The organism is Actinomadura rayongensis (assembly GCF_009831215.1).
Lineage (GTDB): Bacteria > Actinomycetota > Actinomycetes > Streptosporangiales > Streptosporangiaceae > Spirillospora > Spirillospora rayongensis.
Genome location: NZ_WUTW01000008.1, coordinates 96,140 through 110,421 on the forward strand (window position 1 = coordinate 96,140; position 14,282 = coordinate 110,421).

Here is a 14,282-nt window from a genome sequence, read left to right on the forward strand (position 1 = left end):
CGCGCGGGACCCGGGGCTCACAGCGCCCGGCCCGCCACCAGCGCCGAGAACGCGTAGGTCACGCCCGCGATCAATGCCAGCCACGCGAACGGCGTCACGTCCGCGCCGCGCAGCGCCTGCACGACCAGCGTCCCGACGATCGCGGCGGTCAGCACGTCGCCGGTCATCGCGGCCGAGCGCAGGTGGGCCCGCGCCCGGTGCCCGCTGCCGAACGCCTCGCTGAGCGGCAGCGCCGGCTCGTGCCGCCGGTAGCCGAGATGGGCGGCGTACCCGGCGAGCACCGCGAGCGCGACCAGGCCGGTCCGCCCGCGCCCGTCGAGGGCCAGGACGGCGCCCACCACCGCCCCGGCGGCGAGGACGAGGCCGGGGACCAGCCACCGGCTGAGACTGCGGCGTTCCGACGCGATCCACATGACCGACATCTTCCCCGATCGCGGATCACGCGGCGCGGGCAACGCGCCGGGCTCAACCTGCCAGCACCCGGAACGGCGTCCCGACCGGGTCGCGGACGTCGGCGACGCGGCCGTAGGGCGAGTCCCACGGGTTGCCGGCGATTCCGCCCTCGTCCCGGACGATCGCGACGGCCCGATCCGCGTCTTCCACCCCGAAGTAGGTCAGCCAGGACGTCGCGGGGGTGTCGGGCATGCCGTGGATGCCGCCGATGATGCGGCCGTCCGGCCGGGCGAGCGTCGTGTAGTCGAGGTCGTCGCTCGCCGGAAGCTGCTCGGCGGCGTGGTCGAACACGCTTCCGTAGAACCGGCGGGCCGCGCCCGGGTCGGCCGTGACCAACTCGTTCCAGACGAGCGACCCCGGCTCGTTGACGAGCCCGGCGCCGGTGTGCGCGCGGCCCTCCCACAGGCCGAACTGCCCGCCCGTCGTGTCCTCGACGATCGCCATCCGGCCCTTGTCCATGATGTCGTCGGCGGGGACGAGCACCGAACCGCCCGCGTCGGTCACCCGCCGGACGGTCGCGTCGCAGTCGTCGGTGGCGAAGTAGACGGTCCACGCGGGCACGTCGTCGCCGCTCTCCACCGGCCCCGGCATGATCGCGGCGACGTCCCGGCCGTCCTTGCGGCACAGCGTGTAGTGGCCCGCCTCGGGGCCCAGCTCCTCGTAGTCCCAGCCCAGCAGGGCCGTGTAGAACTGCCGGGTCCGGGCGGGGTCGCGCGTGGCGAGGTCGAGCCAGTCCGGCGTCCCGGCGGGCGCGTTTCCGGTCAGATGGGTCATCGGTGCCTCCTCGCCGCCGGACGGTCCGGCGGTCGCGCCCCCTCCTGCCCGCCGGGCGCCCCGCGCACGCGTGCGCGCCGCGCGGGGACGTCCCGTACACTTGATCGGGTGGTCGTGCTCCCGCCCTGACAGCCCCCGGGCGCGCCGCCGCGGACCCCCCGCCGGCGCGCCGTTCCGTGCCGTCCGCCGAGCCTTCCGTCCGGGGAGCCCTGAGTCACTGTGATCATCGCCAACGACATCGAGCTGCGCGCCGGCTCCCGGCTGCTGCTGGAGGGCGTCACCTTCCGCGTCAACCCCGGCGACCGGGTCGGCCTGGTCGGCCGCAACGGCGCGGGCAAGACGACCCTCACCAAGGTGCTGGCGGGCGAGGCCCAGCCCGCCGGCGGGTCGGTGACGTCCTCGGGCGCCATCGGCTACCTCCCGCAGGACCCGCGCGGCGTGGACCTCGCCGAGCTGGCCCGCGACCGCATCCTGTCGGCGCGCGGCCTGGACGAGGTGATCCGCCAGCTCCGCGCCGCCGAGGAGGCGATGGCCACCGCGACCGGCGACGCGCGGGACAAGGCCGTCCGCAGGTACGGCCGCCTGGAGGACCGGCTGCACGTCCTCGGCGGCTACTCCGCCGAGGCCGAGGCCGCGTCGATCGCCTCCAGCCTCGGCCTGCCCGACCGCGTGCTCGGCCAGCCGCTCGGCACCCTGTCCGGCGGGCAGCGCCGCCGCGTCGAGCTGGCGCGGATCCTGTTCTCCGGCGCGGACACGCTGCTGCTGGACGAGCCCACCAACCACCTCGACGCCGACTCGATCGTGTGGCTGCGCGACTTCCTGAAGTCCCACCAGGGCGGCCTGGTCGTGATCAGCCACGACGTGGACCTGCTGGACGTCGTCGTCAACCGGGTCTTCCATCTGGACGCCAACCGCAGCGTCATCGACCTCTACAACGTCGGCTGGAAGAAGTACCTGGAGCAGCGCGAGACCGACGAGCGCCGCCGCAGGCGCGAGACCGCCAACGCCCAGCGGCAGGCCGCGACGCTGCTGTCGCAGGCCGACAAGATGCGCGCCAAGGCGACCAAGGCCAAGGCCGCGCAGCAGATGGACCGCCGCGCCCGCCAGCTCCTCGCCGGGGTGGAGGGCGAGCGGCAGGCCGACAAGGTCGCCAAGATCCGCTTCCCGGACCCGGCGCCGTGCGGGAAGACGCCGCTCACCGCCGCGGGCCTGTCCAAGTCCTACGGCTCGCTGGAGATCTTCACCGACGTCGACCTCGCGATCGACCGGGGCAGCCGCGTCGTCGTCCTCGGCCTCAACGGCGCGGGCAAGACGACGCTGCTGCGGATGCTCGCGGGCGTCGACAAGCCCGACACCGGCGCGGTCGTGGCCGGGCACGGCGCGCGGATCGGCTACTACGCGCAGGAGCACGAGACGCTCGACGTGGACCGCTCGGTGCTGGAGAACATGCAGTCGGCCGCGCCCGACCTCGCGCCGGTGGAGGTCCGCAAGATCCTCGGCTCGTTCCTGTTCTCCGGCGACGACGTCGACAAGCCCGCGGGCGTCCTGTCGGGCGGGGAGAAGACCCGGCTCGCGCTGGCGATGCTCGTGGTGTCGAGCGCGAACGTCCTGCTCCTGGACGAGCCGACCAACAACCTCGATCCGGCCAGCCGCGCGGAGATCCTCGCCGCGCTGCGGACGTTCGCCGGGGCGATCGTCCTCGTCACCCACGACGAGGGAGCGGTCGACGCGCTGGCGCCGGAAAGAGTGATTTTGCTGCCCGATGGTGTGGAAGACATCTGGAGTGACGAGTTCGCCGATCTGGTGGCACTCGCGTGACCTGCACGGTGACTTCCGTCGATCTTTTATCTCCGAGTGGGTAGCCGAACGCGCGGGAATGACTGATCATGGCGGGGGATAACGCAGCGGTCACCACATCACTACGGGAGGTACTCGTGGCCGAGACCCTCAAGAAGGGCACCCGCGTGACCGGTGCCGAGCGCGACAAGCTGGCGACGGAGCTCAAGAAGAGGTACGACTCCGGCGAGAGCATCCGCGCCCTGGCAGCCGCCACCGGCCGCTCCTACGGCTTCATCCACCGGATCCTCACCGAGGCCGGCGTCAACCTGCGCGGTCGCGGCGGCGCGACGCGGGGCCGCAAGTCCTGACCCGGCGCCCGTCCCGGACGTGCCGCCCGCCCGCATCGCCGCCGCGCCCGACCGAGTAGGGTTCGGTCGCGGCGGCGGCCGGGCGGACCGACCCCCGCGCCCCGCCGCCGGACGGCGCCCGCGCGCGCCGCGCCGGTGATCGCTCCGAGGCGGAAGGGGTACACGATGGGGGACGCGCAGAGCGCGGCCACGGGCCTGCCGGACGACGCCGCGCTGGCCGAGGCCGGGCTGCGGCTGGACGTCGACGGCGCCGTCGCGACCGTCACGCTGGACCGTCCCGAGCGCCGCAACGCGATGACGTTCGCGACCTGGCGCGCGCTCGCCGCGATCGGCCGCTCCCTGCCCGCCGACGTGCGCGTGGTCGTGCTGCGCGGGGAGGGGCCCTCGTTCTCGGCGGGCATCGACCTGTCGATGTTCTCCGGGGGCGGCGGCTTCCCGGCGGGCGAGGACGACCTGGACGCGTTCATCGCCGACCTCCAGGAGGGCTTCACCTGGCTGCGGCGCCCCGAGTTCGTCACCGTCGCGGCCGTCCACGGGCACGCGATCGGGGCGGGCTTCCAGCTCGCGCTCGGCTGCGACATCCGCGTCGTCGCCGACGACGTGAAGTTCTGCATGAAGGAGCCCGCGCTCGGGCTCGTCCCTGACCTGACCGGCACCAAGCCGCTGGTGGAGATCGTCGGGGTGAACCGGGCGCTGGAGCTGTGCCTGACGGCCCGGACGGTCGGCGCCGCGGAGGCCGCCCGGCTCGGCCTGGCGGAGATCACCGCGCCCGCCGGGGAGCTGGACAAGGCCGTCGCGGACCTCGTGGCGTCGCTGCTGGCGGTGAACGCGGGCGCGGCCGTCGCGACCAAGCGGCTGCTGCTGGAGGCGCCCGGCAACGACCTGGCGGCGCAGTGCGCGGCCGAGCGGCGCGAGCAGGCCGGACGGCTCCGCGAGATGTTCGGCGGCCTGCCCGGCTGACGGATCTCCGGACGGCCCGGATCCCCGAGCGGGGGTCCGGGCCGTCCTGTTTTCAGCCGATAGCGGACTCCGGAAGCGGAGCCCCGGCCTCGGCGTTGTCGCGAGGGCGAACAGATGCTTACTTGATGACGGCGCCAACGGAGGCGCCCTTCGACCCCGAGGGAGGCCGCGGTGGGAATGCCGGGTGCCGGCTGGCAGGTCATGGCGTCGTTCCGGAGGGACAGCTCGGTCACGCGGGAGCGGCTGAAGCCCGGCACCGTCCGGCGCATCGCCGGGTACGCGCGTCCCTACACGCGCGAGCTGCTGATCTTCCTCGGGCTCAACGCGTTCGGCGCGCTGATCGTCGTCGCCAACCCCCTGCTGCTCAAGTCGATCATCGACCGGGGGATCGTCCCCGGCAACATGCACCTCGTCGTCTGGCTCGCCGTCGCGGTCGCCGGGCTCGCGCTGGTCGAGGCCGTGCTCGGGCTCGCCGAGCGCTGGTTCTCCGCGCGGATCGGCGAGGGACTGATCTACGACCTGCGGACCCAGGTCTTCGCGCACGTCCAGCGGCAGCCGGTCGCGTTCTTCATGCGCGCCCAGACCGGGTCGCTGGTCAGCCGCCTCAACTCCGACGTCATCGGCGCGCAGCGGGCCATCACGAGCACGCTGTCGTCGGTCGTCACCAACGTGATCAGCCTGGTGATCGTGCTGATCACGATGCTGATCCTGTCCTGGCAGGTCACGCTGATCGCGCTGGCGCTGCTGCCGGTGTTCATCCTGCCCGCCAAGTGGGTCGGCCGGAAGCTCCAGCGGATCAGCCGCGAGTCGATGCAGCTGGACGCCGAGATGAGCTCGCTCATGACCGAGCGGTTCAACGTGGCGGGCGCGATGCTCGCCAAGCTGTACGGACGGCCCGCCGAGGAGGAGGACCGGTTCTCCGGTCGCGCCGCGCGGGTTCGCGACATCGGCATCACCCAGGCCATGTACGGGCGGGTGTTCTTCACCGCGCTCACGCTCGTCGCGTCGCTCGCGACCGCGATGGTCTACGGCGTCGGCGGCTCGCTCGTCGTGGACGGCGGCCTGCAGCTCGGCACGCTCGTCGCCCTCGCGACCCTGCTCACCCGGATGTACGGACCGCTGACCGCGCTGTCCAACGTCCACGTGGACGTGATGACCGCGCTCGTCAGCTTCGACCGGGTGTTCGAGGTGCTGGACCTGAAGCCGCTCATCGACGACCGTCCCGACGCGCGGGCGCTCCCGCCGGCGCGGCAGGCGCCGGCGGTGGAGTTCGACCACGTCCGGTTCCGCTACCCGGGGGCCGACGAGATCTCGCTCGCGTCGCTGGAGTCGATCGCGCGGGGCGACACCTCGCCGGGTCGCGAGGTGCTGCACGACGTCCACTTCACCGCCGAGCCCGGGCAGATGGTCGCGCTCGTCGGGCCGTCCGGCGCGGGCAAGTCCACGATCACGCACCTGGTGTCGCGCATGTACGACGCGACCGGCGGCGCGGTCCGGGTCGGCGGCACGGACGTCCGGGACGTCACGCTGGAGTCGCTGCGCTCGACCGTCGGCGTCGTCAGCCAGGACGCGCACCTCTTCCACGACACGATCGGGGAGAACATGCGCTACGCCGCGCCGGGCGCCACCGACGAGGAGATCCTCGCCGCGCTGGAGGCCGCGCACGTCGGTGACCTCATCGCCGCGATGCCCGACGGGCTCGACACGGTCGTCGGCGACCGCGGCTACCGGCTGTCGGGCGGGGAGAAGCAGCGGCTGGCGATCGCGCGGCTGCTGCTGAAGGCGCCGTCGGTGGTCGTCCTGGACGAGGCCACCGCGCACCTGGACTCGGAGTCGGAGGCCGCCGTGCAGCGGGCGCTGCAGACCGCCCTCGCCGGCCGGACGTCGCTGGTGATCGCGCACCGGCTCTCGACCGTCCGCGAGGCCGACCAGATCCTCGTGATCGACGGCGGCCGGATCGTGGAGCGCGGACGGCACGAGGAACTGCTCCTGGAGGGCGGCCTCTACGCCGAGCTGTACCGCACCCAGTTCGCCCGGCAGGGCGAGACCGCTCCCTCGCCGCGGACGGACGAGCCCGCTACGATGTGAGGCTCGTCACGCCGCCGTGTCGCGCCGCCGTCCCCGGGGAGGGGGTCGGCGGCGCAGGTCGGCCGCTCTTCCCGCCGTCGCGGGACGCCGGTCACCCGGGCGACATCCGGGGACGGCACCGTGGCGGGTGCGGGAGAGACCGGCGGGCCGCGTCCGGGGACGCGCCGGTGCGGGCGCTCCCGGAACGCGAGGAAGGGAGCACCATGCGCATGCCGATCCGCCCCGACCGGGTGATCAGGACCGGACCGGGCCGCTACACCGTGCTGCTCGTCGGACTCGGCGCCGCGGGCGTCGCCATCGGCTGGCTCGGCCCGGACATGGCCGACCGCGCCGCCGTCATCCGCCGTCGCTGAGCGTGTAGCCGAGGCGGGTCAGCTCCGTCTCGGCGACCCGCTCCACCTGGACGACCTGGCGCGGCGACAGCCGGTCGCGCCAGATGCCCGTCTCGGGCTCGGCCGCGCGGCGGTCGCGGGGCCGGACGAGGCCCGCGACGGTCCCGGTGGAGATCTCGGCTTCCAGATAGCCCGACAGCGTCCGGGCGATCTCGGTAGGACGCCGGACGAGGTCCTCGTAGCGCAACGTGAGGAGCTGGTCCTCGGGCGTCTGCGCGCGCAGCCGGGCGCTCAGCCGGACCGCGCCCCGCCAGCGCAGCGCGCACTTCACGGCCGGTGCGGCGGACGGCCAGCGGTCGCGGTCCTCGACGTCCTCGACGCCGAGGAACGGGTTCGGGAACACCGTGTCCAGGTTCGCGAGGCCCGGGCGGAACCACGCCATGCAGCGCTCGTCGCCGAGCATGTCGGCGACGACGTCGCGGCCGTCGCGGATCACCTGGACGAGCTGGGCGTCGGGGAAGGCGTCCAGCAGGACGTCCGCGCTGTAGAGCAGGTCGGGCGAGGCGTCGCCGAACCGCTCGACGCGCTGCGACTCCACGCACGGGCCCGTCCGCTCGGCCTCCGCGCGGGACGCGCCCGCGCGCAGCCGCAGCCCGGCCAGCTCCCGGCACTCGGGCGGACATTCCGCGCACGACCGCGCGGAGATCTGCCACGACTCGGCGTAGGCGTCGCGCAGCACGCGGGCGGCGCCCACGACGCGGTCGGCGGCGATCTGGGGACGGCGCGCGAACGCGTACGTGACGCGCAGGACGCTCGGCCGCCCGGACGTCAGATGGAACCCGGCGGAACGTTTCACGGCACGGGCGATCAGGTCCGCACCCGAGTGGGGGGCGCCCAGGACGAACACCGGGCGGCGGACCTTCGTGCCGTGGATCACCAGGATGTGCGGCGTGGACCTCATATGACTTCCCAGTTTGTCATCCCGGTGGAGGTGCGCGCGGTTCCTGCGGTGTGCGCCCTCATGGACATCGGGGCAGTACCCGGACGTACCGGGCCGTAGCCTGGTTCTCATGGAGCTTCCCGCCGCCCTCGCCGCCGCGCTGCCGCGGGCTTCGGCGATCACCGTCCTCACCGGGGCGGGGATCAGCACCGACAGCGGCATCCCCGACTTCCGCGGCGCCGAAGGGGTCTGGACGCGCGACCCGAACGCCGCCGAGCGCGCGACCATCGGCGCCTACTTGTCCGATCCCGAGGTCCGCCGCGAGACGTGGCGGATGCGCCGCGACCACGCCGTGTGGGGCGCCGAGCCGAACGCCGGACACCGCGCGCTGGCGGACCTGGAGCGGGCCGGACGGCTGCGGGCGCTCGTCACGCAGAACATCGACGGCCTGCACCAGCGGGCCGGGTCCGGCGCCGTCCTGGAGATCCACGGGACGATGCTGGAGGCCGAGTGCCTGGTCTGCGAGCTGCGGACGCCGATGCCGGACGTCCTCGCCCGCGTCGCCGCCGGGGAGGACGACCCGCCGTGCGTCGAGTGCGGCGGCGTCCAGAAGGCCGCGACGATCTCGTTCGGCCAGGCGCTGGACCAGGACGTGCTGGACGCCTGCGTCCGCGCCGCGCGGTCCTGTGACGTGTTCCTCGCCGTCGGGACGTCGCTGACCGTCCAGCCCGCCGCCGGGCTGTGCCTGGAGGCCGTGGAGCACGGCGCCGCGCTGATCGTCGTCAACGCGACCGAGACTCCTTACGACCCGATCGCCGCCGCCGTCGTGCGCGAACCCATCGGAACCGCCCTGCCGGAGCTGGTCGCGGCGGTCCTCGCGCCGCCGTCCTGATCGTTGGACCTTCGTGACCGCCGACCCCTTCCCCCTGCGGCCAACTCCTGCAATTCTCAGTAGGTCGCACGGGGAGGAGGGGTCGGGTTGGGACACGGGGGAGCCCGTCGGGGGGCGGGCGGGGACGGTTCCGTCCTGCCCTGGACACGCCGTGCCGGCCGCATCGTCGGCGCGTCCGCTTGGACCGCTCCGGGCTGCGGTCCAGCCCCCGAGGGAGGTCCCCGATGACCGGACGGCACGCGCGCCCCGAGCCGACCCACGACGGCACCCTGGACTCACTGCTCCACCTCGTCGCCGAGAGCCTCGGCTACGCCTGCGCCACGTTCCCCGGCGACGTCGTGCAGCTGGAGGGCGCCGGGCCGGACGGCCGGTCCAACCGCCTCCACGTCAGCATGCGCACGCTGCGCCAGCTCGCCCGGCTCGTGCCCCGCGACGACTGGCCCGCGCTCGTCTCCGACCACGTCACGACGATCGTCACGGCGATCGAGGAGCCGCTGGACCTCAGCGACTTCGACCTCGCCCAGCACCTGCTGCGCACCCGCATCTACCCGGCCGAGGCCGACAACGGGGTGCTCGCGGCGCGGCCGTTCGCGCCCGGCCTCATCGAGGTCGTCGTGGTGGACACCCCGACGACCGTCCGGACCGTCACGATCGACGAGATGGACGGCTGGCCGGTGTCGGGCGACGCGCTGTTCATGCTCGGCCGCGCCAACGTCCGCGCGGACGGGCCGCTGGAGCACGAGGAGCGCGACCTCGCGGGCGTGCGGGTGTCGGTCCTGCACGGCTGGACGTTCTACGCCGTCACGCACCTGGCGTGGCTGGAGGAGTACCTGCCGATGGGGTCGCGGGGCGCGCTGGTCATCGCGCCGAACCGGGGCCTGGTCGTCGCGCACCCGCTGCGTCCGGGCGGCGCGGACGTCCGCGCGCGGTACCGGGCCGTCGCGACGGCGGCGGCCGAGCTGCAGGCGCACGCGCACCGCGCCTACGAGGACGGCCCCGGCTCGCTCAGCCCGCACCTGTACTGGTGGCGCGGCGGCGAGCTGACGCTGCTGGAGACCCGGTACGAGGGCGACGCGCTCGTGCTCCCGCCGGACCTGGTGTCCGTGCTGACGTCGCACGCGGCCGAGCACTGAGGCTCCGCGCCGCCCTCGCCTTGGGTCAGGGCGACTGCTGGATGTAGCCCACGAGGTGCTCGCGCTCGCTCTCCAGCGCGTCGATGGAGCTCTTGACGACGTCGCCGATGCTGACGATGCCGGCGAGGCGTCCGTCCACGACGACGGGCAGGTGGCGGAAGCGGTGCTCGGTCATGGACTGGCGCACGTCCTCGACGCGGTCGTCGGGGGAGCACGTCCGCACGTGCGCGGTCATGATCTCGGTGACGGGCACGCCGAGCAGCCCGGCGCCGCGCGCGTGCAGGTGGCGGACGACGTCGCGCTCGGACACGATGCCGTTGATCGCGGCGCCGTCGGCCGACACGACGGCGGCGCCGATGTTGTGCTCGGCGAGGACGGACAGCAGGTCGCGGACGGTGGTGGCGGGCGGCACGGTGGCGACGAGGTCGCCCTTCCTCCGCAGGATGTCCCGGATGCGCATGGGGGTCACACTCCGCAGTTCCGTTGGGGCGGGTACCGCAACGGTCGCATGGATTCGGGGAGCGGAAAAGGCCGTCGGTCGGAACTTGACCGGCCCCCGGTCGCGGGCCGCGCCGGTGTCGTCACGTACGGTGATTTAACGGCAGCCGAACCGTACGGAGGAACGACCGTGCCCGCACCCCGCATTGTGATCATCGGAGCCGGGTTCGCCGGCTACACCGTCGCGCGCCGGCTGGAACGGACGCTCCGCCCGCACGCCGCCCAGATCCGCATCGTGTCGCCGTTCGGGTACACGCTCTACCAGCCGCTGCTGCCGCAGGTGGCGGCCGGCGTGCTGGACCCGCGCTCGATCGCCGGGTCGCTGCACCGGCTGCTGCGGCGGACGCAGCTCGTCCCGGGCTCGGCGACCGGCGTGGACCTGCGCGCCCGGACGGTCGACGTCGACACGATCGACGGCCGTACGACCACCCTCCATTACGACCGTCTCGTGGTCTGCCCCGGCAGCGTGACCCGCACGTTCGACATCCCGGGCCTGCACGAGCACGGGCACGGCATGAAGAACCTCGCCGAGGCCGTCTACCTGCGCGACCACGTCGTCGCGCAGCTGGAGCTGGCGAGCATCGCGCGCGACCCCGCCGAGCGGGCGGCGCGGTGCGGCTTCCTCGTCGTGGGCGGCGGCTACTCCGGCGTCGAGACGGCCGCGAACCTGCAACTGCTCACCGCGCAGGCCATGCGCCGCTTCCCCCGGCTGGACCCGGCGCTGCTGAGCTGGACGCTCGTCGACGTCGCCGATCGCCTCCTGCCCGAACTCGGCGGACGGCTCGGCGAGGTCGCGCGGCGCAAGCTCGGCGAGCGCGGCATCGACATCCGGCTCGGCGTGAGCCTGGACCGGCTGACCGAGGACGAGGCCGTCCTCACCGACGGCCGCGTCCTGCCGTGCCGGACGGCGGTCTGGACGGCCGGCGTCAAGCCCGCGCCGTTCGTGGGCGCGATGGCGGCGCCGACCGAGCGCGGCCGGCTGATCGTCGGCGCGAACCTCGTCCTGGAGGGCCGTCCGGACGTGTTCGCGCTGGGCGACGCCGCCGCCGTCCCCGACCTGGCGAAGGGCAACGGAGCGATCTGCCCGCCGACCGCGCAGCACGCGAGCCGCCAGGCCGAGGTGGCGGCCGACAACGTCGTCGCCTCCCTACGCGGCGCCGACCTGACGGAATACCGCCACCGGGACCTAGGCCTGGTGGTGGACCTGGGAGGCGGCCAAGCAGTAGCCCGCCCTCTGGGCCTGGGGCTCACCGGCCTCCCCGCCCAGGCCGTCACGAGCGGCTACCACCTGCTGACCGTCCCCGGCCTGCGCGCCAAGGCCCGCGTCCTCACCAACTGGACCCTGCACCGCCTCGGCGGCGACGACCTGATCCGCCTCGGCTTCCTCGACACCCGCACCGGCGCCCTCGCCGACCTCGAACACACCGCCTAGCCGAGGTTGAGGCGGGCCAGGCGGCGCATCGCGGCGGGGGAGACGCGGGCGACGAGGTGGGCCAGGCGGGCTTCGGGGGTCACCGGGACGACCGCGCGGTTCTTCCGGACGGACGCGACGATCTGTTCGGCGACGCGTTCGGGGCCGAAGCCGCGCAGGGCGTAGGCGCGGGACGCTCGGCGGCGGTTGGTCTCCTGGTCGGCGTCGCTGCGGCCGACGAAGCGGGACGTCCGGGTGATGTTGGTGTTCACGATCCCCGGGCAGATCGCCGTGACGCCGATGCCGTCGCCGTGGAGTTCCGCGCGCAGGCACTCGGTCAGCATGAGGACGGCGGCCTTGCTCGTCGCGTAGGCGGGGAGCGTCCGCGACGGCGTGAAGGCCGCCGCCGACGACGTGTTCACGATGTGGCCGCCCTCGCCGCGCGCCTTCATCTGCGCGGCGAAGAGGCGGGAGCCGTGGACGACGCCCCACAGGTTCACGTCGAGGACGCGTTTCCAGTCGTCCTCGGTGTGGTCGAGGAACGAGCCCGCCATGCCGATCCCGGCGTTGTTGACGACGACGTCCGGGACGCCGAGGTCGTGTTCGACGGCCTTGGCGAAGTCCTCCATCGCGGCGCGGTCGGACACGTCCACCTCGTGGGCGTGCGCGGCCGGGCCGAGCAGGCCCGCGAGTTCGGCGGTGCGGCGGGCGGCGGCGCCGTCGACGTCGGCCGCGACCACCTCGGCGCCGCGCTCGGCGAACGCCAGCGCGGTCGCGCGGCCGATCCCGCTGCCCGCGCCGGTGACGACGACGAGCGCGCCCTCGAACGGGCGCCGGTCCGCGCCGACCCGCGCGCCGCGGACGGCGCGCTCCTGCGCCGGGGCGAGCGGCGCGCCGGTGACGCGGTCGATGTGCTCGGCGATCCAGCGGGCGACGACGTCCGGGCGGCTGCGCGGCACCCAGTGCCCGGCCGCGATCGTCCGCAGCGACAGGTCAGGGACGTGCGCGGCGAGCCCGCCGACCAGGTGCGGCGACACGAACCGGTCCCGCGTCGGGACGATCACCTGCGTCGGCACGGTCGTGCTCGGGTCGCGGGGCCGCAGGAGCCGCTGCGGCATGTTGGCGCGGTAGAGCCCGACCCCGGCCGAGCCGTCGCGCGGCAGCGTCCGGGCGGGATGGCCGGGACGCGGCGCGACGCCCTCGCCGGTCTCCAGCGCGCGGGCGAACGGCCGTCCGATCCCGGCGCGCCACAGCACCTCCGGCACCAGCGGCGTCTGGAAGAACCCGATGTACCAGGACCGCAGGCCCTGCCCGGCGAGGCGCCGCAGGTTGCGGGGCGTCGGCCGGCGCAGGCCGGCGCGGAACCAGCGGCCGACGTGGTCGAGGGAAGGCCCGGAGATCGAGGTGAAGGACGCGAACCGGTCCGGCATCGTCCGGACGGCCTCCCACGACTGGATCGACCCCCAGTCGTGCCCGACGAGGTGGACCTTCCGGTCGGGCGCGGCGGCGTCCAGCACGGCCCGCAGGTCCGACATAAGGTAGGCGAAGGTGTAGCGGCGGCGTCCGTACGGCCGCGACGACGCGCCGGATCCGCGCACGTCGTACCGAACGACGTGGAACCGATCGACCAGCCGCGCCGCGACCTCGTCCCACACCGCGTGCGTGTCGGGGTAGCCGTGGACGAGCAGCACGGTCGGCCGGGCCGGGTCGCCCTGCTCGTAGACGGCGAGGTCGACGCCGTCGCCCCGGACGCGCCGGACCCGGACGTCTCCGCCGCTCACGCCGCCGCCCGCGCGGCCCAGCGGCGGACGTGGGGCAGGTCGTCGTCGAGCCAGTACGCGTCGTCCTCGGTGACAACGAGCAGCTCCTCGAACTTCACACCGACGCCCCGGAACCCGATGTGCGGCTCGACGGCCCACAGGCCCGGCGTCGGCGGATGCTGCGACTGCCGGGCGCCGTTCCACAGCGGCGACCGTCCGGCCATGCGCTCCTTGACCAGCTCGCGCCCGATCGTCTGGAGGAACCGGACGCCGAACGGGAACGCGACGCCCTTCGGCAGCAGCCCGCCGATCACGCCGACCTGGTGCCCGATGACGCGCCCGGGGTACTTGCGGTGCCGGTTCTGGTAGCCCTGCCGGTCGATGAGGGCGTCCACCTCGGCGTAGATGTCGGCGAACTTCCGGCGCTCGCGGACGAGCCCGAGGATCAGCTCGCGGTGCGCGGCGAGGTCGGCGTCGACCTGCTCCCAGACGCGGTTCTCGCCGAGGACGCCCGCGTACCCGATGTCGGCGCAGTACCCGTCCCGGACGGGCGCGAAGTCGAGGATGTACGGCATCCCCTCCTCCAGCCGGACGTTGGTCGGGAGGAACTGGGTGGGGATGCGGAAGCCCCGGAAGGCGGTCCGGTCGCCGAACCAGGCGAAGGGGACGTGCAGCCAGTCGTCCACGCCGTGGTCGAGCAGCCAGCGGCGCATGCGGCGGCAGGCCTCGCGTTCGGTCACGCCGGGCTCCAGCGTGGCGGCGACCTCGTCGGCGCACTGGTAGCAGAGGCGCTGGATCTCGCGGAACCGATCGAGCTCGGCGGCGTCGTCGGTACGGGCGAGCGCGACTTTATTGGACACGGTGTTAATTAACCGCCTGCACTGAACCAGGGTC

The 14,282-nt window shown here is 74.0% G+C and carries 14 protein-coding genes; 8 read left to right on the top strand and 6 right to left on the bottom strand.

Annotated elements, in window-relative coordinates; genetic code table 11:
* Positions 1-17: 17 nt before the first annotated feature.
* Together GQ466_RS26860 and GQ466_RS26865 are read right to left on the bottom strand one after the other, a co-directional pair.
* The gene (locus GQ466_RS26860; RefSeq protein ID WP_161105842.1) at positions 18-413 is read right to left on the bottom strand and encodes an ABC transporter permease; all 396 of its coding nucleotides are present in this window, start codon (positions 411-413) and stop codon (positions 18-20) included.
* 52 nt (positions 414-465) lie between these two features.
* Positions 466-1,227, bottom strand: a complete 762-nt coding sequence (locus GQ466_RS26865; protein ID WP_161105843.1) for a VOC family protein — start codon at positions 1,225-1,227, stop codon at positions 466-468.
* Between the two features lie 219 nt (positions 1,228-1,446).
* Here GQ466_RS26865 and GQ466_RS26870 point away from each other — a divergent pair, with 219 nt between their 5' ends.
* The 5 genes from GQ466_RS26870 (at position 1,447) to GQ466_RS26890 (ending at position 6,775) form a co-directional block, all read left to right on the top strand.
* Positions 1,447-3,045 carry an ATP-binding cassette domain-containing protein gene (locus tag GQ466_RS26870; protein ID WP_161105844.1) on the top strand — a complete coding sequence of 533 codons (1,599 nt, stop codon included), beginning with the start codon at positions 1,447-1,449 and terminating at the stop codon, positions 3,043-3,045.
* 116 nt (positions 3,046-3,161) lie between these two features.
* Positions 3,162-3,374 (top strand): helix-turn-helix domain-containing protein, encoded by a 213-nt coding sequence (locus GQ466_RS26875; RefSeq protein ID WP_103566747.1) that lies wholly within the window; start codon positions 3,162-3,164, stop codon positions 3,372-3,374.
* 165 nt (positions 3,375-3,539) lie between these two features.
* On the top strand, positions 3,540-4,334 hold the full coding sequence (locus tag GQ466_RS26880) for an enoyl-CoA hydratase/isomerase family protein (protein ID WP_161105845.1): 795 nt from the start codon (positions 3,540-3,542) through the stop codon (positions 4,332-4,334).
* A gap of 177 nt (positions 4,335-4,511) precedes the next feature.
* Positions 4,512-6,422 carry an ABC transporter ATP-binding protein gene (locus GQ466_RS26885; protein ID WP_161106005.1) on the top strand — a complete coding sequence of 637 codons (1,911 nt, stop codon included), beginning with the start codon at positions 4,512-4,514 and terminating at the stop codon, positions 6,420-6,422.
* Positions 6,423-6,625: 203 nt separating this feature from the next.
* Positions 6,626-6,775 (top strand): hypothetical protein, encoded by a 150-nt coding sequence (locus GQ466_RS26890; RefSeq protein ID WP_161105846.1) that lies wholly within the window; start codon positions 6,626-6,628, stop codon positions 6,773-6,775.
* On the opposite strand, the gene GQ466_RS26895 is transcribed toward GQ466_RS26890, so the two are convergent.
* Positions 6,759-7,715 carry a sulfotransferase family protein gene (locus GQ466_RS26895; protein WP_161105847.1) on the bottom strand — a complete coding sequence of 319 codons (957 nt, stop codon included), beginning with the start codon at positions 7,713-7,715 and terminating at the stop codon, positions 6,759-6,761. The two genes, GQ466_RS26890 and GQ466_RS26895, sit on opposite strands and share 17 nt — an antisense overlap.
* A gap of 109 nt (positions 7,716-7,824) precedes the next feature.
* Here GQ466_RS26895 and GQ466_RS26900 point away from each other — a divergent pair, with 109 nt between their 5' ends.
* Together GQ466_RS26900 and GQ466_RS26905 are read left to right on the top strand one after the other, a co-directional pair.
* The gene (locus GQ466_RS26900; RefSeq protein WP_161105848.1) at positions 7,825-8,586 is read left to right on the top strand and encodes an SIR2 family NAD-dependent protein deacylase; all 762 of its coding nucleotides are present in this window, start codon (positions 7,825-7,827) and stop codon (positions 8,584-8,586) included.
* 224 nt (positions 8,587-8,810) lie between these two features.
* Complete coding sequence (locus GQ466_RS26905; protein ID WP_161105849.1) at positions 8,811-9,719, top strand: hypothetical protein; 909 nt, start codon at positions 8,811-8,813, stop codon at positions 9,717-9,719.
* 25 nt (positions 9,720-9,744) lie between these two features.
* Here GQ466_RS26905 and GQ466_RS26910 read toward each other — a convergent pair whose 3' ends face one another.
* The gene (locus GQ466_RS26910; protein WP_161105850.1) at positions 9,745-10,179 is read right to left on the bottom strand and encodes a CBS domain-containing protein; all 435 of its coding nucleotides are present in this window, start codon (positions 10,177-10,179) and stop codon (positions 9,745-9,747) included.
* Positions 10,180-10,347: 168 nt separating this feature from the next.
* On the opposite strand from GQ466_RS26910, the gene GQ466_RS26915 reads away from it, so the two are divergent.
* On the top strand, positions 10,348-11,649 hold the full coding sequence (locus GQ466_RS26915) for an FAD-dependent oxidoreductase (RefSeq protein ID WP_161105851.1): 1,302 nt from the start codon (positions 10,348-10,350) through the stop codon (positions 11,647-11,649).
* Here the strand turns inward: GQ466_RS26915 and GQ466_RS26920 are convergent.
* Positions 11,646-13,409: an SDR family oxidoreductase gene (locus GQ466_RS26920; RefSeq protein ID WP_161105852.1), complete on the bottom strand. Its 1,764-nt coding sequence runs from the start codon at positions 13,407-13,409 to the stop codon at positions 11,646-11,648. The genes GQ466_RS26915 and GQ466_RS26920 overlap by 4 nt on opposite strands.
* On the bottom strand, positions 13,406-14,248 hold the full coding sequence (locus GQ466_RS26925) for a M24 family metallopeptidase (RefSeq protein WP_161105853.1): 843 nt from the start codon (positions 14,246-14,248) through the stop codon (positions 13,406-13,408). The genes GQ466_RS26920 and GQ466_RS26925 overlap by 4 nt, the downstream gene beginning before the upstream one ends.
* Positions 14,249-14,282: the final 34 nt, after the last annotated feature.